12 protein-coding genes are annotated in these 18,758 nt (G+C 66.0%); 2 read left to right on the top strand and 10 right to left on the bottom strand.

Annotated features, from left to right (window positions below; translation table 11 throughout):
* Nucleotides 1–50 precede the first annotated feature (50 nt).
* The 3 genes from glpD to glpK all read right to left on the bottom strand — a co-directional run bounded on the left by glpD (nt 51) and on the right by glpK (nt 4,075).
* Nucleotides 51–1,574, bottom strand: a complete 1,524-nt coding sequence (glpD, locus tag ACFOLG_RS14180; protein ID WP_386092961.1) for a glycerol-3-phosphate dehydrogenase — start codon at nt 1,572–1,574, stop codon at nt 51–53.
* 173 nt (nt 1,575–1,747) lie between these two features.
* A complete protein-coding gene (locus tag ACFOLG_RS14175) occupies nt 1,748–2,452 on the bottom strand; it encodes an MIP/aquaporin family protein (RefSeq protein ID WP_386092959.1) in 705 nt (234 codons plus the stop codon).
* A 120-nt stretch (nt 2,453–2,572) separates the two neighbouring features.
* The gene (glpK, locus tag ACFOLG_RS14170) at nt 2,573–4,075 is read right to left on the bottom strand and encodes a glycerol kinase GlpK (protein WP_386092957.1); all 1,503 of its coding nucleotides are present in this window, start codon (nt 4,073–4,075) and stop codon (nt 2,573–2,575) included.
* A 386-nt stretch (nt 4,076–4,461) separates the two neighbouring features.
* On the opposite strand from glpK, the gene ACFOLG_RS14165 reads away from it, so the two are divergent.
* Together ACFOLG_RS14165 and ACFOLG_RS14160 are read left to right on the top strand one after the other, a co-directional pair.
* Nucleotides 4,462–10,149, top strand: coding sequence for an EAL domain-containing protein (locus tag ACFOLG_RS14165; protein ID WP_386092955.1), 5,688 nt, complete (start codon nt 4,462–4,464; stop codon nt 10,147–10,149).
* A gap of 56 nt (nt 10,150–10,205) precedes the next feature.
* A complete protein-coding gene (locus ACFOLG_RS14160) occupies nt 10,206–11,357 on the top strand; it encodes a response regulator (RefSeq protein WP_386092952.1) in 1,152 nt (383 codons plus the stop codon).
* 382 nt (nt 11,358–11,739) lie between these two features.
* On the opposite strand, the gene ACFOLG_RS14155 is transcribed toward ACFOLG_RS14160, so the two are convergent.
* The 7 genes from ACFOLG_RS14155 to ACFOLG_RS14125 all read right to left on the bottom strand — a co-directional run bounded on the left by ACFOLG_RS14155 (nt 11,740) and on the right by ACFOLG_RS14125 (nt 18,615).
* A complete protein-coding gene (locus ACFOLG_RS14155) occupies nt 11,740–12,423 on the bottom strand; it encodes a type 1 glutamine amidotransferase domain-containing protein (protein WP_386092951.1) in 684 nt (227 codons plus the stop codon).
* A gap of 436 nt (nt 12,424–12,859) precedes the next feature.
* Nucleotides 12,860–13,960 carry an N-ethylmaleimide reductase gene (gene nemA, locus ACFOLG_RS14150; protein WP_386092949.1) on the bottom strand — a complete coding sequence of 367 codons (1,101 nt, stop codon included), beginning with the start codon at nt 13,958–13,960 and terminating at the stop codon, nt 12,860–12,862.
* A gap of 89 nt (nt 13,961–14,049) precedes the next feature.
* Nucleotides 14,050–14,655, bottom strand: a complete 606-nt coding sequence (locus ACFOLG_RS14145; RefSeq protein WP_386092947.1) for a TetR/AcrR family transcriptional regulator — start codon at nt 14,653–14,655, stop codon at nt 14,050–14,052.
* A 323-nt stretch (nt 14,656–14,978) separates the two neighbouring features.
* Complete coding sequence (locus ACFOLG_RS14140; protein ID WP_386092945.1) at nt 14,979–15,419, bottom strand: DMT family transporter; 441 nt, start codon at nt 15,417–15,419, stop codon at nt 14,979–14,981.
* Nucleotides 15,420–15,496: 77 nt separating this feature from the next.
* Complete coding sequence (locus ACFOLG_RS14135) at nt 15,497–16,027, bottom strand: GNAT family N-acetyltransferase (RefSeq protein ID WP_386092943.1); 531 nt, start codon at nt 16,025–16,027, stop codon at nt 15,497–15,499.
* Nucleotides 16,027–16,611: a helix-turn-helix domain-containing protein gene (locus ACFOLG_RS14130; protein ID WP_386092941.1), complete on the bottom strand. Its 585-nt coding sequence runs from the start codon at nt 16,609–16,611 to the stop codon at nt 16,027–16,029. Before ACFOLG_RS14130 ends, ACFOLG_RS14135 begins: the two co-directional genes overlap by 1 nt.
* A 414-nt stretch (nt 16,612–17,025) precedes the next feature.
* Nucleotides 17,026–18,615, bottom strand: a complete 1,590-nt coding sequence (locus tag ACFOLG_RS14125; RefSeq protein ID WP_386092939.1) for a GGDEF domain-containing protein — start codon at nt 18,613–18,615, stop codon at nt 17,026–17,028.
* Between the last annotated feature and the right edge of the window lie 143 nt (nt 18,616–18,758).

Raw genomic sequence — 18,758 nt, 5'->3', positions numbered from 1 at the left:
CCCCCACCGTTTTTGTCTTGTCGCGCGCTGGCTGGGCAGCGCCTTGCGGCTTAACCGGTGTGCAGCAGCAGGTTGCCGTTGTCGGCGCGGCGGCTGCGGTATTCCGCCAGCCAGGCCGTCACCGCCGCCTCGGCGCCGGCCGGCAGGTGCAGGCGCAGCTTGCTGCGCCGCCACAGGATGTCGTCCGCCCCCACTGCCCATTCCTTTTCCACCAGGTAGCGCAGCTCGGCCTCGTACAGGCCGGGCTGGATCTCGCGCCCCAGCGCCGCCAGGTTGGCCGCATCGCCCAGCAGCGCATGCACGCGGCTGCCGTAGGCGCGCGCCAGGCGTGCGGCCAACGTGGCCGGTAGCCACGGCTTGTCGCGTTGCAGCGCGGCGAGGAAGACATCGAAATCGCCACCCGGCAGGTCGCCGCCGGGCAGATGGCTGCCGGCGGTCCAGCTTGGCCGGCTGTTGCCCAGCAGCGGCGCCAGCTGGTCCACCACCTGTTCCGCCAGCTTGCGGTAGGTGGTGATCTTGCCGCCGAACACCGACAGCAGCGGCGCGCCGTCGCTGTCCAGCTCCAGCGCGTAGTCGCGGGTGACGCCGCTGGCGTTGCTGTGCTCGTCGTCCAGCAGCGGGCGCACGCCGGAGTAGGTGGCCACCACGTCGGCCGGGCCGATCTGGCGTTCGAAGTAGCGGTTGCTCATTGCGCACAGGTAGGCGATCTCGTCGCCGTCGATCGCCACCTGGTTGGCGTCGCCGTGGTAGTCCACGTCGGTGGTGCCGATCAGGGTGAACTCCTGCTCGTAGGGGATGGCGAAGATGATGCGCTTGTCCGGGTTCTGGAAGATGTAGGCAAACGGGTGCTCGAACAGCTTGTTCACGATGATGTGGCTGCCCTTCACCAGGCGGATGGCCTTGCTGGCCGGGGCGTGGATCACCCCGCCCAGCAGCTGCTGCACCCATGGCCCGGCGGCGTTCACCACCGCGCGGGCGCTTACTTCACGTTGGCCGCGCGCGTCCTGCAGCGTGCAGAGCCAGCCATCGCCGCTGCGCCGCGCCGCCACGCAGGCGGTGCGGGTGTGGATGCTGGCACCGCGCTCGGCGGCGTCCATGGCGTTCAGCACCACCAGCCGCGCATCGTTGACCCAGCCGTCGGAGTAGACGAAGCCCTGGTGGTAGCGGCCCTGCAGCGGCGCGCCGGCCGGGTGGCGGTCGAAGCGGATGCGCTGGCTGCCGGCCAGGCGGCGGCGCCGCGCCAGGTGGTCGTACAGGAACAGCCCGCAGCGGATCAGCCACGCCGGGCGCTGTTCGGCGTCGTGCGGCATCACGAAGCGCAGCGGCCACATGATGTGCGGCGCGGCATCCAGCAGTACTTCGCGCTCTTGCAGCGCCTTACGCACCAGGCCGAACTCGTGGTACTCCAGGTAGCGCAGGCCGCCGTGGATCAGCTTGGTGCTGGCGGAGGAGGTGTGCGCGGCCAGGTCGTCCTTTTCGCACAGCAGCACTTTCAGGCCGCGGCCGGCGGCGTCACGGGCGATGCCGGCGCCGTTGATGCCGCCACCGATCACGAGCAGGTCAAAACTTTCCACGGGGTGTCCTTTGCTTCAGGCCGGCGGATGCCGCCATCGATAATCTGATGATAGAAGATAAGCAAATTCAAACGACAAAACAACATTAAACGAAAATTAATGTTCGAAATATGTTGTATTGACGACAAAAAAAACGGGCGCACCGGGCGCCCGCAAGGGAGAAAAAACGTTGTTCAGGCCACGCCGTGCGCCACCGCCGCCAGGCTGGCGCCCAGCAGCGAGCCCAGCACCGGCACCCAGGCATAGCGCCAGTCGCTGTCGCGCTTGCCGCGGATCGGCAGCAGCGCGTGCATGATGCGCGGCGCCAGGTCGCGCGCCGGGCTCATCGCGTAGCCGGTGGTGCCGCCCAGCGACACTCCGATGCCCAGTACCAGCAGTGCGACCGGCAGCGCGTCCATCGCCCCCAGCGAGACCTTGGGCGCCACCATGCTGAGGATGGCGTACACCAGCACGAAGGTGGCCAGCACCTCGGACAGCAGGTTGGCCGGCAGGCTGCGGATCGCCGGGCCGGTGCAGAAGGTGGCCAGCTTGCTGTCGGCGCAGTCGGTGCTGTCGAAATGGTCGCGGTAGATCAGCCACACCAGCAGCGCGCCGGCCATGCCGCCGGCCATCTGCGCTCCGACGTAGCCGGGCACGTCGCTCCAGGCGAACTTGCCGGCCACCGCCAGCGCCACGCTCACCGCCGGGTTGAGGTGGGCGCCGCTGATGGCGGCCACGCTGAACACGCCGACGAACACCGCCATCGCCCAGCCGAAAGCCACCACGATCAGGCCGCTGTTGTGGCCCTTGGTGCCTTTGAGCAGCACATTGGCCACCACGCCGTTACCCAGCAGCACCAGCAGCGCGGTACCGATGAATTCTCCAAACAATGCATGCATATCTGTCTCCTGACGCCCACGCGGGTGTGCGGCCAACGTTGGCCGCAGGCAAAAGCCCGCCCAGCGCCGGCCGTGCGGACACGGCGGCGGGCGCGTTGATTGAGGGATGTCGGGGCCGGATCAGGCCTGGTCGTTGGCCCAGCCGATGGCGGCGCGGGTGGCGCGCTGCCAGCCGGCCACGTAGCGGTCCACCACTTCCTGCGGCAGCGCCGGCGCAAAGCGGGTGTCCAGCTGCCATTGGCCCTGGATGTCGTCGGTGCTCTGCCAGTAGCCCACCGCCAGGCCGGCCAGATACGCCGCGCCCAGCGCGGTGGTCTCGGTGACCTTGGGCCGCGCCACCTGGGTGCGCAGGATGTCGCTCTGGAACTGCATCAGTACATTGTTGACGCAGGCGCCGCCGTCCACGCGCAGCTCGGCGATGGTGATGCCGGAATCGGCCTGCATCGCGCCCAGCACGTCCATGGTCTGGAAGGCGATGCTGTCCAGCGCGGCGCGGGCGATGTGCGCGGCGCCGGTGCCCTGGGTCATGCCTACCAGCGTGCCGCGGGCATTGGCGTTCCAGTGCGGTGCGCCCAGGCCGGCGAAGGCCGGTACCAGGTAGACGCCGTCGCTGTCCGCCACCTGCGCCGCCAGCGGGCCGACATCGCTGGACTGCTTGATGATGCCGAGGCCGTCGCGCAGCCATTTCACCACCGAGCCGCCGATGAAGATGCTGCCTTCCAGCGCGTACTGCACCTTGTCGCCCACCTGCCAGGCGATGGTGGTCAGCAGCTGGTTGTGCGAGGTGATCGGCGTGTCGCCGGTGTTCATCATCATGAAGCAGCCGGTGCCGTAGGTGTTCTTCACCATGCCCGGCGTGGTGCACTGCTGGCCGAACAGCGCCGCCTGCTGGTCGCCGGCCACGCCGGCGATCGGCACCGCTACCCCCAGGTGCGCGGCGTGGGTGTGGCCGTACACCTGGCTGGAGCTTTTCACCGCCGGCAGCATGCTGGCGGGGATGCCGAAGATGTCCAGCAGCGCGTCATCCCACTGCAGGCTGTGGATGTTGTACAGCATGGTGCGCGAGGCGTTGGACACGTCGGTGACATGCACCTGGCCGTGGGTGAGCTGCCAGATCAGCCAGCTGTCGATGGTGCCAAACGCCAGCTTGCCGGCCTCGGCGCGGGCGCGGGCGCCCGGCACGTTGTCGAGAATCCAGCGCACCTTGGTGGCGGAGAAGTAGGCGTCCACCAGCAGGCCGGTCTTGTCGCGGATGCTGTCGGCCAGGCCACGGGCGCGGATCTCGTCGCAGAACGGCGCGGTGCGGCGGTCCTGCCACACGATGGCGTTGTATACCGGCTGGCCGGTGTCGCGGTCCCACACCACGGTGGTTTCGCGCTGGTTGGTGATGCCGATGGCGGCCACCTGGCTGCCGGGGATGCCGGCGCGCGCCAGCGCCTCGGCGGCCACACCTACCTGGCCGGCCCAGATCTCCTGCGCGTCGTGCTCCACCCAGCCCGGCTGCGGGTAGATCTGGCGGAATTCCTTCTGCGCCGACGACACGATATTGCCGCCACGATCGAACAGGATGGCGCGCGAACTGGTAGTGCCCTGGTCGAACGCCAGGATGTACTGGTCTTGCATTGAAAGTCTCCTTGGGCTTGAAAGCCTTGCTGTTGGTTATGTTTGTTTTGTGTTTATTTTTGTACTTAATTTGTTGTTTTTATTTTCGATGTGATTCTAAGCCTCCGTTACCGGCTGTCAATCCGCCAGCTGACGTAAGGCATAAAAACGGCAAAGCGGGCATGGCAACTGTGGTGTAGTTGCGCTGCTACATGACTGTGTGGTGACAAAGTGGCTGCCGTTACATTGCAATGCAACATCGGTGCGCGTTTCGCTGGCCTATCGGCGAGATTTTTCCTAGAGTGAAGCTTCATGCCAGTCGCGTATGCTGATGCCAAACCAGCCGCGGCAGGCAAGGCAGCCGGCCGTCGCTGGCTGCCGTTTCCATGTACAGGACCGCTGCCCGCATGAGCGCTACCCGGCCACGCCCACCCCATGACGCTGCATCGCTGGATGCCTTGCCGCTGCCGGTATTCCGGGCGGCCGAGGCGGGCCGGCTGCTGCACGTCAATGCCGCCTGCTGCCGGCTGCTGGCGCTGACGGCGGCCGAGGCGCTGGGCGAAGGCTGGCTGTGCCGGCTGGCGGCGGCTGAGCGGCCGTTGCTGCTGGCGGCCTGGCAGCAGGCGCTGGCGGCGCAGGCACCGTTCGACTATGCCTGCCGCCTGCAACTGCCGAGCGGGCCGCAGGATGTGCTGCTCCGCGTTGCCGATGGCTACGGCTACCTGCTGGCCGGTGTGGTGCCGGCGGTGCCGCCGGCCGAACCGGCGGCCGGCACTCTGCCTTATATGGTGTATCGCTGCCGTAACGATAGTGCACGCACGCTGGAATACTGCAGCGGCGGCTGCCTGGCGCTGACCGGGCTGCCGGCGGCGGCGCTGCTGGGGCGGCCGGAGTACGGCCTGGGCGCCTTGCGGCATGCCGATGACGCCGCGGTGCAGGCGCAATACTGGCAGCAGCTGCAGGCGCAGCAGCCGTGCACCCTGGAATACCGGCTGGTGGCGGCCGACGGCAGCGTGCGCTGGGTGGCCGACGCCTGCCACGGCGTGTACGACGCCGCCGGCCAGCTGCTGTACGTGCAGGGCTTCCTGTCCGACATCAGCCATCACCAGCAGCGGCGGCAACAGCTGCTGGACAACCAGCAACAGCTGCAGGATGCCTACGACCATGCCCCGGCGCTGCTGCTGTCGCTGGACCCGTACAGCGGGCTGGTGCTCAACTGCAACCACACCCTGCTGGCGACGCTGGGCTACCGGCGCGATGCCTTTGTCGGCCGCGTGATATTCGACTTCCACCCGCCGGCCAGCCGCCAGCTGTTGCAGCAGCAGCTGCTGCCGGCGCTGCTGGCCGGGCAGGAGGTGCGGGCCGTGGCGCTGCAGGTGCTGGCCAGTGACGGCAGCCTGTTGCCGGTGGAGCTGGACATCAGCGCGGTGCGCGATGCCGAGGGGCGCATCCTCCGCGCCCGCGCACAGTGGCACAGCCAGCTGGCGTTGCAGCAGCGGCTGTCCAGCATGGAGGCCGACCTGCGGCTGCATGCGCAGATCCTCGACAATATGCTGGAGGGCGTGTGCCTGGTGGATACCGCCGAGCAGCGCATCCTGTACGCCAACCCGCGGCTGCTGGCGATGTATGGCTACCCGGCGGGCGGCATGAACGGCCTGCCGCTGCTGTGCCTGCTGCCGGGCGATGGGCCGGCGCTGCCGCCCGAGGTGGCACTGGCGCTGCAGCAGCAGGCCCACTGGCAGGGCGAGTGGCCGGCGCGGCGGCTGGATGGCGCCAGCTTCTGGACGCAAACCGGCATCTCGCTGTTTGGCCACCCGCGTTACGGCCAACTATGGCTGGTGTCGCAGCAGGACATCACCGCCAGCCGCCAGGCGCAGCAGCAACTGGCGCTGTCCACCGCCGAGCTGATGGCGGTGGCGCGCATCCAGGGCGACTACATCGAACACCACAACGAGCAGCAGACCTACGAGACCATCCTGGCGCAGCTGCTGCAGCTCACCGCCAGCGAATACGGGCTGGTGGGCGAGGTGCTGCACGACGAGGCCGGCCAGGCCTTCCTGCGCCTGCACGCGCTGACCGACCTCAGCTGGGATGAGGCCTCGCGTGCCGCCTATGCCGGCCTGCAGCGTGGCGGGCTGGAGTTCCACCGCCAGGACACCCTGCTGGGCAACGCGCTCAAGACCCGGCAGCCGCTGATCGCCAACCACCCGGCGCAGGACCCGCGTGCCGGCGGGCAGCCGGCCGGTCATCCGCAGCTGCAGAGCTTCATGGCGGTGCCGGTGATGCACGGCGAGGACATGGTGGGGCTGGTGGGCGTGGCCAACCGGGCGGGCGGCTACGACGAGCAGTTGCTGGCGCTGCTGCAACCGCTGCTGCTGACCTACGGCCAGGTGATCAGCGCCACCCGCAGTCGTAACGAATTCCGCAAGGCCAGCGAGGCGCTGCACCAGGCCGAGGAACGCTGGAAGTTCGCCATCGAAGGCGCCGGCCACGGCGTGTGGGACTGGGACATCGCCGCCAAGCGGGTGCAGTACTCCGCGCTGTGGGGCTGCATGCTGGGCTATGCGCCGGAGGAGCTGAGCGACTCGGAGGAAGAATGGCGGGCGCGGGTGCACCCGGACGATCTGGCGGGGGTGGAGCAGCTGCTGCACCGGCACCTGAGCGGCAGCGACGATATCTACGTCGGCGAACACCGGCTGCGGCACAAGGACGGCCACTACCTGTGGGTGCTGGGGCGCGGCATGGTGATCGGCCGCGATGCCGACGGCCAGCCGCTGCGCATGATAGGCACCAACACCGACATCAGCCACAGCAAGGCCACCGAGCTGGCGCTGAAGGCCAACGAGCTGCGGCTGTCCAGCATGATCGAAACCGCCATGGACGGCATCATCACCACCGACGCGGCGCTCAACATCGTGGTGTTCAACCCGGCGGCCGAGCGCATGTTCGGCTACCAGGCGGCGCAGATGATAGGCCGGCCGCTGGACCAGCTGCTGCCGGATGGCCGCGCCGAGCGCCACCACCAGCTGATGCTGAGCTTTGCCGACGAGGCCGCCCGCGCCGGCGGCATGGCCACGCGCAGCCCGCGTCCTCTGCTGGGGCGGCGTGCCGACGGCGTGCCGTTTCCGGTGGAGGTGTCTATCTCCTACGCCGACAACGGCGGCCAACCTATCTACACCGCGGTGGTGCGCGACATCACCGAGCGCAAGGCGGTGGAAGAGGAGCTACTGCAGCTGGCCACCTCGCTGGAATACCGGGTGCAGGAACGCACCCGCGAGCTGGAGGTGGCGCGCGAGCAGGCCGAAAGCGCCAACCGCGCCAAGAGCAGCTTCCTCGCCAATATGAGCCACGAGATCCGCACCCCGCTCAACAGCGTGCTGGGCATGGCGCACCTGGCGCTGCAAACGCGGCTGGACGCACGCCAGCGCGACTACCTGGACAAGATCAGTGTCTCCGGCCAGCACCTGCTGGCGCTGATCAACGACATCCTGGATTTTTCCAAGATCGAGGCCGGCAAGCTGGAGCTGGACAGCGGTGACTTCGACCTCAAGGCGCTGCTGGAAGAGTTGCGCAGCCTGGTGGCGCAGCGGGCGCAGGAAAAACGGCTGCGGCTGGAGATCGCGCTGGCGCCGCAGGTGCCGCGCTACCTGCGCGGCGACGCGCTGCGCCTGCGCCAGGTGCTGCTGAACCTGCTGAGCAATGCCATCAAATTCACCGAGCAGGGCCAGGTGCAGCTGCAGGTGACGGTGCAGCCGGATGAACGCATCGGTTTCAGCGTGCGCGACAGCGGCATCGGCATGACACCGCAGGTGCAGGCGCGGCTGTTCCAGTCGTTCCAGCAGGCCGACAGCTCCACCTCGCGCAAGTACGGCGGCACTGGCCTCGGGCTGGCGATCAGCTACCAGCTGGTGCAGCTGATGGGCGGCTGCCTGCAGGTCAGCAGCCAGCCGGAGCAGGGCAGCGAATTCGGCTTCAGCCTGGCCCTGCCGGCGGTGCCGCAGGCGCCGCCACCGCCGGCGGCTCCGCGTCCGGCGCAGGACTACCGCCGCCAGCTGGCCGGCAAGCGCGTGCTGCTGGCGGACGACCACCCGTTCAACCAGCAGGTGGCGGCCGAGCTGCTGCAGGCGGTGGGCATCAAGGTCAGCATCGCCGCCGACGGCAACGAGGCGCTGGCGCTGGCGCATCGCCAGACCTTCGACGCGGTGCTGATGGACATGCAGATGCCGAACCTGGACGGCGTGGAGGCCAGCCGCCAGTTGCGGCGCGAGCCGGCGTTCGACCAGCTGCCCATCATCGCCATGACCGCCAACGTGGCCACCGAGGACCGTCAGCGCTGCCTGCATGCCGGCATGAACGATTTTGTCGGCAAGCCGGTGCAGCCGGCCACGCTGTACCACACGCTGAGCTACTGGCTGGATGGCAGCCACAGCCCGGCGCCGGCCGGCAGTGCTGCCGACACGTTGGCCGCAGCCGGCAGCGACGCGGCGGCGCCGCAGCTGCTGGACAGCAGCGTGCTGCACACCATGCTGGGTGACGAGCAGGACAAGCTGCGCCGCTACTGCGACAAGTTCGCCGACTGGCTGACCGAAGGCTTGGCCGCGCTGGACAAGGTGGTGCGGCAGCAGGACGGCGACGCAGTGGCGCGAGAGAGCCACCGGCTGAAATCGGTGGCGCGCACCGTCGGGGCGATGGCGCTGGGCGAGGCGCTGGCCGAGCTGGAAAAGTGGCCGCAGCAGCGCGGCCTCGGCGACGTTGGCCGCGGCCTGCACGCGGTGCAGCAATGCTTTGCCGCCACCTGCGACGAGCTGCATCGCCAGCAGCTGCTGTCCAGTCTGCCGCCGGCGGCGGCGGTGCCCAGCGTGGCGGTGCTGGCCGCGGCGCCAGACGCCCCGCGGCTGATGCTGGTGGACGACGACGCCTTCACGCTGGAGCTGTTGCAGCAGCAGCTGCAAGAGCTGCAGGCCGGGCATGTCATCGCCTGCGCCAGCGCGCGCGCCGCGCTGGCGCAGCTGGATCAGCAGCCGACACCGGACTGGCTGATCTGCGACCTGCAGATGCCGGACATGGACGGCATCGCCTTCCTGCGCCTGCTGGGCGAGCTGCACTACCCGGGGCGGGTGGTGATCCTGTCCGGCATGGACAGCCACGTGCTGAAAGCCACCGAGCGGCTGGCGCGTTCCTTCGGCCTCAACTTCCAGGGCGCGCTGGGCAAGCCGGCGAGCCGCGAGGCGCTGCTGGCGCTGTTGCGCCAGCCGGGGGCGGCGCAGCCGGTGCGGCCGGTGCGCAGCATGAGCGAGCCGCAGCTGGACGAGGCCGAACTGCGCCGCGGCCTGCAGCAGGGAGCCATCGAGCTGTACTTCCAGCCCAAGGTGGACACCGTCAGTTGGCGCGTCAGCGGCGCCGAATGCCTGGCGCGCTGGCACCATCCGCAGCTGGGGCTGCTGGGGCCGGGGCTGTTCGTGCCGATGATCGAATCGCTGGGGCTGATCGACGAGATGACGTTCGCGGTGCTGAGCCAGGCGCTGCAGCAGCAGCACAGCTGGCAGCAGCAGGGCATCGATCTGCAGCTGGCGGTGAACGTGTCGATGGACAACCTGTCGCGGCTGGACCTGCCGGAGCAGTTCGCCGGCCTGGCGCGGCAGCATGGCGTGGCGCCGGGCGACATCATGCTGGAGATCACCGAGACCCGGCTGGGGCGCGATCACGTGATGTGCCTCGACATCCTCACCCGGCTGCGCATCAAGGGTTTCGGCCTGTCGATCGACGACTTCGGCACCGGTTTTTCCACCATGGAACACCTGATGCGCACGCCGTTTACCGAGCTGAAAATCGACCGCGCCTTCGTGACCGGCGCCAGCCGCGACCCGTGGGCGCGCACCATCCTGGAAGAAAGCGTCAGTCTGGGGCGGCGCTTCGCGCTGAAGCTGGTGGCCGAAGGGGTGGAAACCCAGGACGATCTGGACCTGGTGGTGGCCGCCGGCTGCCAGCATGTGCAGGGCTATTTCATTGCCCGCCCGATGGCGGCGGGGGAGTTTGTGCACTGGTTGCGGCAGTGGCAGCAACAGCATGAGGCGGTGGCCGGCAACGGACGATAGCGACAGGCGCGCCGGTGCGGCACAGGCTGGCGGCGATTGGCAAACAGGGGGCGAACATGGTGACCGATGACGACAGGGCAGTAGTGCTGGTGGTGGACGACGACCGCTTCATGCTGGATTTCATCGCCGACAGTCTGGGCGAGCACTATCTGGTGCAATGCGCCGACAGCGCGGCCGCCGGGCTGGCACAGGCGCGCTCGCAGGCGCCGGCGCTGATGCTGGTGGACGTGCTGATGCCGGACATGGACGGCTACACGCTGTGCCGCGAAGTGAAGGACGACTTCGACATCGGCGACACGCCGGTGCTGTTCCTGTCGGCGCTGGACAGCATCGACGACCGCCTGCGCGGCTTCGAGGTGGGCGGCGAAGACTTTGTCACCAAGCCGGTGAACCCGCGCATCCTGCAGGCCAAGGTGGCCAAGGTGCTGGCGCTGCAGCAGGAGCGCCACCAGCTCAAATCGCAGGCGCAGTACGCCACCAGCACCGCGATGACGGCGATGACCAGCATGAGCGAAACCGGGCTGCTGCTGGAGGTGATGAAGCGTTTCAACCAGTGTGGCGAGGCGCGCGCGCTGGCGCTGGCGCTGCAGGAGTCGCTGGCGCTGTTTGCGGTGGAGGGCGTGGTGGAGCTGCTGCTGCCAAACGGCGACAGCATCGCGCTCAACGGCCGCGGCCCGGCCAGCGAGCTGGAAATCTCGGTGCTGCGCCACATGGCCACCATGGATCGCATCACCCAGTTCAAGAGCCGCATGTCCATCAGCTACCCGCACGCCCGGCTGGTGGTGACCAATATGCCGCTGGACGACCCGGACCGCTGCGGCCGCCTGCGCGACCACCTGGCCATGCTGCTGGAAGCCGCCGAGGCGCGGCTGGCGGCGATCAACAATGCCAGCCTGGCCAGCCGCCGCGGCGATGCCATCAGCGGCACCATCGAAACCCTCACCAAGGTGCTGTCCGACATCGACCACAAGCAGCGGCAGGGGCGGGCCGATGCGCTGACCGTGCTCAACGGCGTGCTGATGCGGCTGGAGCAATCCATGGTGGGGCTGGCGCTGACCGAGCGCCAGGAGGAGGCGCTGCTGGCGCTGGTGCGCGAAGGGCTGGAGGACGTGTACGGCAGCCAGCAGGCCGAGGCCGGCTACCAGGATCAGCTCAGTGCGGCGGTGAGCGGCCTGCAGCAGGCGGTGCACGGCAGCAGCGGCCGCTAGGGGGCGCAAGCCGCCGCCGCTGTAGATACCGTCTTGGCAGACTAGCCGGTAAACATATGCGGCCAACGTTGTGAAGCGCCCTGCTGCCCCACCGGGAGCGCCGGTCAAACTGCTATTCTCCAGGTGTTAAGGCGGCACTTGCGCCGTTTGAGGTGGGCAAACGGCGAATTGCCGGCGCCTGGAAAATGTCTTTGGGCCGGAGTGTCGCGGAGCCGCATTGATTTCTTGAGTCATCCGGCGAGCGGCGGAGGAAGGGGCGGCGACAGGCCCGCTGGCCCGTCCGCCGGGCGGAAGCGGCGACTGCGCGCAACCCCGCGTAGCGGCTAGCAAACCAGGCGCGGTAAACGTTGCGCCTCGCTACGCGCGACACCAAGCTACATGGCTACGCTCGCAGCCGCGCCAGCAGCGCCCGCGCCACCCCTTCCGACGACGCCGGGTTCTGGCCGGTGATTAGCAGGCCGTCTTCCACTACGTGCTCCGCCCAGTCCGGGCCCTTCAGGTACACGGCGCCCTTGGCCTGCAGGCCGTCTTCCAGCAGCAGCGGTACCACCTCGCTCAGCCCCACCGCCGCCTCCTCGCTATTGCTGAAGCCGGTGACCCGCTTGCCGGCCACCAGCGGCGTGCCGTCTGCGGTCAGCGAGCGGATCAGCACCGCCGGTGCATGGCACACCGCCGCCAGCGGCTTGCCGGCGGCAATGGTGGCGGCGATCAGCGCCAGCGAGTAGGCATCGTTGGCCAGATCCCACAGCGGGCCGTGGCCGCCGGGGTAGAACACCGCGTCAAAATCACTGGCGGTAATGCCGGCCAGCGGCAGCGTCTGCGTCAGCTTGGCCTGCAGCGCGGCATCGGCATCGAAGCGCCGGGTGGCCGGGGTGGCGAAATCCGGGTCGGCGCTCTTGGGGTCGATCGGCGGATGCCCGCCCTTGGGCGAGGCCAGGGTGATCTGTACGCCAGCATCGGCCAGCAGGTAGTAGGGGGCGGCGAATTCCTCCACCCAGAAACCGGTCTTGTGGCCGGTGTTGCCCAGCGTGTCGTGGCTGGTGAGTACAAACAGCACATGCTTCATGGTGTCTCCCCCGTGTTCTGGCGTGGCCGCTGGCGGTCAACGCCGGCTGGCCTGTAACAGCAGCATAGTGCAGGCTGAATCCGCTGCGCGGAGGATGTGGGAGCCTACCGCCTCCGTCCGGCGGACGGGCCGCTTGCTCGCAGGCAGCCAAGCTTTGATGCTCAGCACGGGTAGGCCGGGCCCCACACCGCGAAGCCCAACGTTTACCGCGCTGTTGTTAGTGTGCTTGGGCAGGTCTGGAAGCCGCTGCGCGGAGGATGATTCGGGTACGGCTGCCGCCCGGCGTGCAGGGCGTTTTCTTTGGGCTCGTAGCCGGGACAAGCGCTACGCATCCGGGGTGCGCGGCACAAATGCCGCCCACGTGTCGTGAGCGGCATTTGTGCACAGCGCTGCAGCGGCAGCTTGGCCGCATGCGGCCAACCTTGCTGCCCCGGACTCAGTCGGCCAGCGCCGGGTAGTCGGTGTAGCCGGCGGCGGCGCCGCCGTAGAAGGTTTCCGGCTGCGGCGGGTTCAGCTCGGCGCCGCGGGCGAAGCGGGCAGGCAGGTCCGGGTTGGCGATGAACGGGCGGCCGAAGGCCACTGCGTCGATCAGCCCGGCGCCGATCAGCTGCTCCGCCTTGTCCACGCTGTAGCCGCCGGCGGCCACGATGGGGTGCGGGTAGGCGGCGCGTACGGCGCGGCGGAACTCGTCCGGCCATTTCGGGCCGCCGGCCCAGTCCGGCTCGGACAGGTGCAGGAAGGCGATGTTGCGCTTGGCGATTTCGCCGATCAGGTACAGCGCCATCTCCTGCTGGTCGGTCTCGGACAGGCCGTTGAACACCCCCAGCGGCGACAGGCGGATGCCCACGTGGGCGGCATCCCATTCGGCGATCACCGCATCCAGCACTTCCAGCACGATGCGGGCGCGGTTTGCCACGCTGCCGCCGTACTGGTCAGTGCGAACGTTGGCCGCAGGCGACAGGAACTGGTCCAGCAGGTAGCCGTGGGCGCCGTGGATTTCCACCAGGTCGAAGCCGGCGCGGCGCGCGTTGTCGGTGGCGCGGCGGTAGTCTTCGATCAGGTCTGCGATCTCGGCGGTTTCCAGCGCACGCGGGGTGGAGGTGGGGGCGCGCACCAGCTGGCCGTTTTCGTCGCGGATATTGGTGTTGCTGTCGGCCTTGATGGCGGACGGCGCTACCGGCGCGTCGCCGTTCGGCTGCAGGCTGGTGTGCGAAATGCGGCCGGTGTGCCACAGCTGGATGGCGATCTTGCCGCCTTCGGCATGCACCGCGTCGGTTACCTCGCGCCAGGCGCGCACCTGCTCCTCGCTGTAGATGCCGGGGGCGCCGGCATAGCCCTTGGCGGTGGGGGAGATGTGGGTGCCTTCGTTGATGATCAGGCCGGCACCGGCGCGCTGGCGGTAGTACTTGGTGGCCAGCGCGGTGGGCTCATCGCCCGGCTCGGTGTTGCGCAGGCGGGTCAACGGGGCCATCAGCACGCGGTTGTTCAGGGTAATGGCGCCAAGGTGCAGCGGGGTAAGCAGTTTGTCGGCTTGCATGAGAATTCCTCTGGCTGGGTTGGTAATTAGACCGGTCGTCTAGTTTGGTTGCCAAAAAAACCGTCTGCCAGCGGCAAACGGCGCCTGTCCTACGCTGCATTACACGGCTGCAGCAAGCCCTGGGTGTGAATCATCGCCGCCTGCAACGGTTGCAGGCTGTGCTGGGTCTTGAACATCAACGCCGCGCCCAGCCACAGGCTGTACAGCGCATAGGCGGTATCGTCCGGCGGCAGCTGCGGCTTGATGGAGCCATCGGCCTGGCCGGCGCGGATGCATGCGGCCAACCTTTGCACGATGGCCAGCATGCCGTCGTCCAGTGCCACGCGCATCGGTTCCGACAGATCGGACACCTCCGCCGCCAGCTTCACCGCCAGGCAGCTCTGCGCCTCGCAGCGCGCGTGGTTGTCCAGCCATTGCTGGAAGTAGCACAGCAGCCGCTCGCGGCCATTGCCCACGCTCGCATCGGTGAGCAGCCCGCCCACCCGTTCGCGATACTCGCTGAAGTAGCGCATCAGCATCGCCACCCCGAAGTCCTCCTTGGACTTGAAGTAGTGATAGAACGAGCCCTTGGGCACGCCGGCTTCCGACAACAGCTCGGTCAGCCCCAGCGCGGTAAAGCTGCGGCCATGAATCAGCTCCTCGCCGGTGGCCAGGATGTGTTCGCGGGTGTCGGGTTGCTGTCGGTCTCGAGTCATGTTTGCAATGTATAACAATTAGACCGGTCGGTCTAGTGGTTTTTCGGGTGTAAATCTGAACAGATTGTTCCTGCCAATTAAAGTCGTAAACAGGTTGTTAAAGTCGAAAACAAGCTCAACGCCTTGCCAGACAAGGCTTTGAGGGTGTTCGTTCTTTTGTGTCGTTTGGAAGTCGCGTGCGGTGCTCTGCTGATGGCTGCCGCGTACGACGCAGAGATCGGGATGGCTGGAGTCCGGCCAGAGCAGCCAGCCAGTTTCCCCCATGAGGCTGCTTTACAACCGGAAAGCCACCATCATGCAGCTACAAAGCTTCGAGCAATTCATCAGCCACGCCCCCGCAGAATAAGCATCACTCCAGCGATAAGAAGAAGTGCCCCCAAGACGGAGAGGGGACTGGGTGCCGCCTGTGTTTTATAAGCATCCACCAGCATGCCGGTGGTGAGCTGGCTGCTGACCAGTACAGCAATTGTCACGGCGGCCCCCACTGACTGGTAACCGACTATACCGGTAAACACAAAAAACGAACCTAGCAGGCCGGGCAGTATCACCCAGGGGCGGATTGCCTGGATGGTTTCACTGATGCCTGCCAGGCCGTTGCGCACGAGCAGGAAGCACAACAGCAGTACCAGCCCCATTGCAGAGTTGATGACCAGGGTAATCACTACGGTTGAGACCGACTCTGTAATACGCACCATCAGCAGGTTCTGTACCACCAGCGCGACCCCTGCGGTGGCCAGCAAAGGGAAAATCAGATAACCGTTCATGAATAACTCGCTCTGCCGCTTTGCCCAGAACCGGCACCATGAGCATGCATCGGTGCCGGCTATCAGCTAGTACTTGGCTAGCCATCAACTGGGGTATGCGGGGTGTCTAGCAGCAGCTGGTAGAAGGAAAGGTCCAGCCAGCGGCCGAACTTGAACCCCACTTCGGGCAGGGTGGCGACATGCTTGAAGCTCAGCCGTTCATGCAGCGCAATGCTGCCAGCGTTGCTGGCGTCGATTCCACCGATCATGGCATGCACATCGTTTTGCCGCGCGGCGGCGATCAGCGCCTGCATCACGGTGTTGCCCAGCCCTTTGCCGCGGTGATCCTTGTGCACGTAGATGGAGTGCTCCACCGAGTACTTGAACGCCGGCCAGGCGCGGAAGGTGCCATAGCTGCCGAAGGCCAGCAGCGTGCCATGGCTGTCTTCTACGCCGATAACCGGGAAGCCGCCTTTGTGCTTGGTATCGAACCAGCTCACCATGCTCTCGGGCGCACGTGGCTTGTAGTCGTACAGTGCGGTCGAGTTGAGGATGGCTTCATTGAAGATATCCAAGATGGCGGCGGCATGACGCTCAAAACTGCAGTTAACCAGCTTGTGCTCACTCATTATGGTCTCCCTGTAGCGGATGGTTGTGCGCTCAGCGCGACGAGATAGCGTGCCGAACTGGAAGTGGGGTTGTGGAACACGATCTGCTGACCCAGCGTCATCGCCAGGCAGTCGCCGGGTTGCAGCTGCCAGGTCTGTCCCTCGACCGTGATGTGCATTTCGCCGGCCAGCATCCAGATCTGCTGGTGGGTAACGATGCTGCGCATGGCGTTATCGAAGGTCACGCTCTGGCCGGGCATGAAGATCACCTCGGCCAGCTCAATCGGTGTGCCATAGCCCGGTGGCGACAACTGGCGGCGCAGATAGCCGGATGCCGGGTCCTGCCACACCGGCTGTGCTTCACTGCGTGCCAGCGGTGAGACGGCCTTTTCGGCGGTCTCCTCGGAGAACAGCGAGGCCAGGCTGACGCCCAGCGCGTCGGCCAGCTTGCCCAGCACGGTGGCCGTGGCACTGGTTTCGGCGCGCTCGATCAGGGAAATCATCGAGCGGCTGACGCCGCTGAGTTCGGCGAGGGTTTCCAGCGCATAACCGCGGCTCTTGCGTAGCGAGCGGATGCGTTTGGCGAGAAGAGTGTCCAGATTCATTGTTCCAATATACAGGAATAAAAATCCACCAAACAAGATATTTTGTGGGCAGCTAAAAACTTGTTAGGCAGTGTGGGGCTGCGGTGGCGGCTGGAGATTTGTCCGGGCACTGCCTACTCAGATGGCCGCTTTCAGGAGGTGTAGTGCGGTAGCCGCTGGTTGATAGCGGTCATGGGAACGCAATGGCATGACTGGCCACTTTGGCCGAACATCAGACGCCGTTCTCCGTGGCCAAGGGGGGTAACAGCACGATGACGCAATAAATGATTCCAGCTACTAGGCGCAGCACCTGGCCGTAACGTTCCCGCATCACACAGCTTCAGAACGGCATAAGGCCCGACGGGATAAACCTGGTCGGGCCTTGTTGAAGAGTAACTATGGATAAGTGTCAGTAAAACAGGAGCAGGCACGCCATCACGGCGTTAACTTGCCAACAAAAGGTGCCGCCGTAGCAACACAATTCCGTCCGGCGGCTTTAGCGCGATACAGCGCGGTATCGGCGTGGGAGATCAAGGCTTCGGCGTTATCGGTCGGCTGGGGAATGCGGCAAGCCACCCCAATGCTGGCGGTCAGAATCCCCGCTGCGTTTGCGGTTGCGTTCGGAATGGCACACGCTTCGATTGCCATGCGAATCTGCTCCGCCTTGAGGCGAGCTTCCTCCAGTTCACACTCCGGCAACAGACAGACGAATTCTTCGCCACCATAGCGTGCCGCCAGGTCATGGGCACGGAACAACTCAAGCTGCAATACCTGCGCCACCTGCTGTAAACAGGTATCGCCAGCTTGATGGCCATAGTGATCATTTAGCTGCTTAAAGTGGTCCAGGTCGAGTACCAATAACGAAAGCGGCAGCTGCTTGCGACGGCAGTGCTGCCACTCGCGCGACAACGCCTCATCAAAGTGCCGACGATTGGCAATGCCGGTCAGGCCATCCATAAAAGCCATGGACTGCAGTTGTGTGCGCTGCGCCTCGAGCAACTGATTGGCGGCTTCCAACGCCCGGTTCTTTTCACGCAACGTACGCTCGTTGCGCAGTGCGATGGCCTTCAACTCACGCCGTCGACCATGCACGACCAGTAGACCCAGCACAGAAAACAGCACCAATACCAGATAGCCGGCTACCCATGCGGCCGTTGTTGCTTTCCATTCGGCATACATCCCAGCCATCGACCGACTCAACTCCAGCAGCAACGGCTTATCCATGTTGAGACCGGCTGGCTGTACACGGTATGCGGCCACCAAGCGCGTCGTGTCTTCGCGCTCCTCCTCTGCCAATGCAAACGGCTGTGATGCCGTCAAACGAGTAATCGCCCCAACCGAGATTTGGCTGCCGGGCGCCGCGTGCGGACTTTCGGGCAGCGTCATGAAGTTGACGCGATCACCATGTGCCAGAGTCACCGTCATATCGGCGGAATAACGCGAGGACGCCAGCAGAATCTGAAACTCCTCACGATCCAGTGAGGCGATCACCAGGCCGGCAAATTGGCCCTGTGTATCGACCACTTTGCGTGACAGCGTCAGCAACCACAGGTTTTGTGAGTTCTTAACGGGCGAATTGACGTACAGCAGCTCTCCACGATCATCGCGGGCACCCCGGGTAAAGTACGGCCGTGCCGAGACATCTCTCCCCACCACACTGGGGTTGCTACTCGCGACGATAATGCCCTGTTTGTCGATGATCGCTAACCCGCGTACCCCAACCATGGTCTGGGCAAATGCGGTAAGACGTGAAGCAGCACGCTCCCTGAGCTTGCCCTCTTCCTGCCACTGTGGAATCGAACTGCGAATACTCCCCAGCGCCCGGCGCAGGGCATCCAATTGCCGATACAGATTGGCATCCAGCAACTTGACCTGGGCGACCAGCCGCTGTTGCTCTCGCCCTTTGACGGCCTCGTGCTCGTGGTACCGCCCCCACCACAATGCACCGCCCACCGCGATGAGAATGCCCGCCAACAACAGCCATTCAGAAAAGTGGCGAAACGCGCGCAGCCTTGCACGTAACATATTTTAAAGTCCTTCTAAACACGCCACGCGCTATAGAGTGCCATATTTTCAAGCGCTAGCCCCCAAAAGCAGGAGCATATTGAGGATCGCCAGCCTGCGCCTTGAGCCAATCGTAGGAATTGATCAGCAAGTCTTTAAAATTG

The sequence above is a fragment of the Vogesella facilis genome (genome assembly GCF_042648525.1).
Taxonomy (GTDB): domain Bacteria; phylum Pseudomonadota; class Gammaproteobacteria; order Burkholderiales; family Chromobacteriaceae; genus Vogesella; species Vogesella facilis.
Note: the sequence above shows the minus strand (reverse complement) of the source record. Positions and strands in the feature narration are given on the sequence as shown.

Excerpts from the sequence above, each read along its gene's own strand:
- ACFOLG_RS14135 (WP_386092943.1), bottom strand. The coding sequence starts at position 16,027 with ATGAGTGAGCACAAGCTGGTTAACTGCAGTTTTGAGCGTCATGCCGCC.
- ACFOLG_RS14130 (WP_386092941.1), bottom strand. The coding sequence starts at position 16,611 with ATGAATCTGGACACTCTTCTCGCCAAACGCATCCGCTCGCTACGCAAG.
- ACFOLG_RS14175 (WP_386092959.1), bottom strand. The coding sequence starts at position 2,452 with ATGCATGCATTGTTTGGAGAATTCATCGGTACCGCGCTGCTGGTGCTG.
- glpK (WP_386092957.1), bottom strand. The coding sequence starts at position 4,075 with ATGCAAGACCAGTACATCCTGGCGTTCGACCAGGGCACTACCAGTTCG.
- ACFOLG_RS14140 (WP_386092945.1), bottom strand. The coding sequence starts at position 15,419 with ATGAACGGTTATCTGATTTTCCCTTTGCTGGCCACCGCAGGGGTCGCG.
- ACFOLG_RS14125 (WP_386092939.1), bottom strand. The coding sequence starts at position 18,615 with ATGTTACGTGCAAGGCTGCGCGCGTTTCGCCACTTTTCTGAATGGCTG.
- ACFOLG_RS14160 (WP_386092952.1), top strand. The coding sequence starts at position 10,206 with ATGGTGACCGATGACGACAGGGCAGTAGTGCTGGTGGTGGACGACGAC.
- ACFOLG_RS14145 (WP_386092947.1), bottom strand. The coding sequence starts at position 14,655 with ATGACTCGAGACCGACAGCAACCCGACACCCGCGAACACATCCTGGCC.
- ACFOLG_RS14155 (WP_386092951.1), bottom strand. The coding sequence starts at position 12,423 with ATGAAGCATGTGCTGTTTGTACTCACCAGCCACGACACGCTGGGCAAC.
- nemA (WP_386092949.1), bottom strand. The coding sequence starts at position 13,960 with ATGCAAGCCGACAAACTGCTTACCCCGCTGCACCTTGGCGCCATTACC.
- ACFOLG_RS14165 (WP_386092955.1), top strand. The coding sequence starts at position 4,462 with ATGAGCGCTACCCGGCCACGCCCACCCCATGACGCTGCATCGCTGGAT.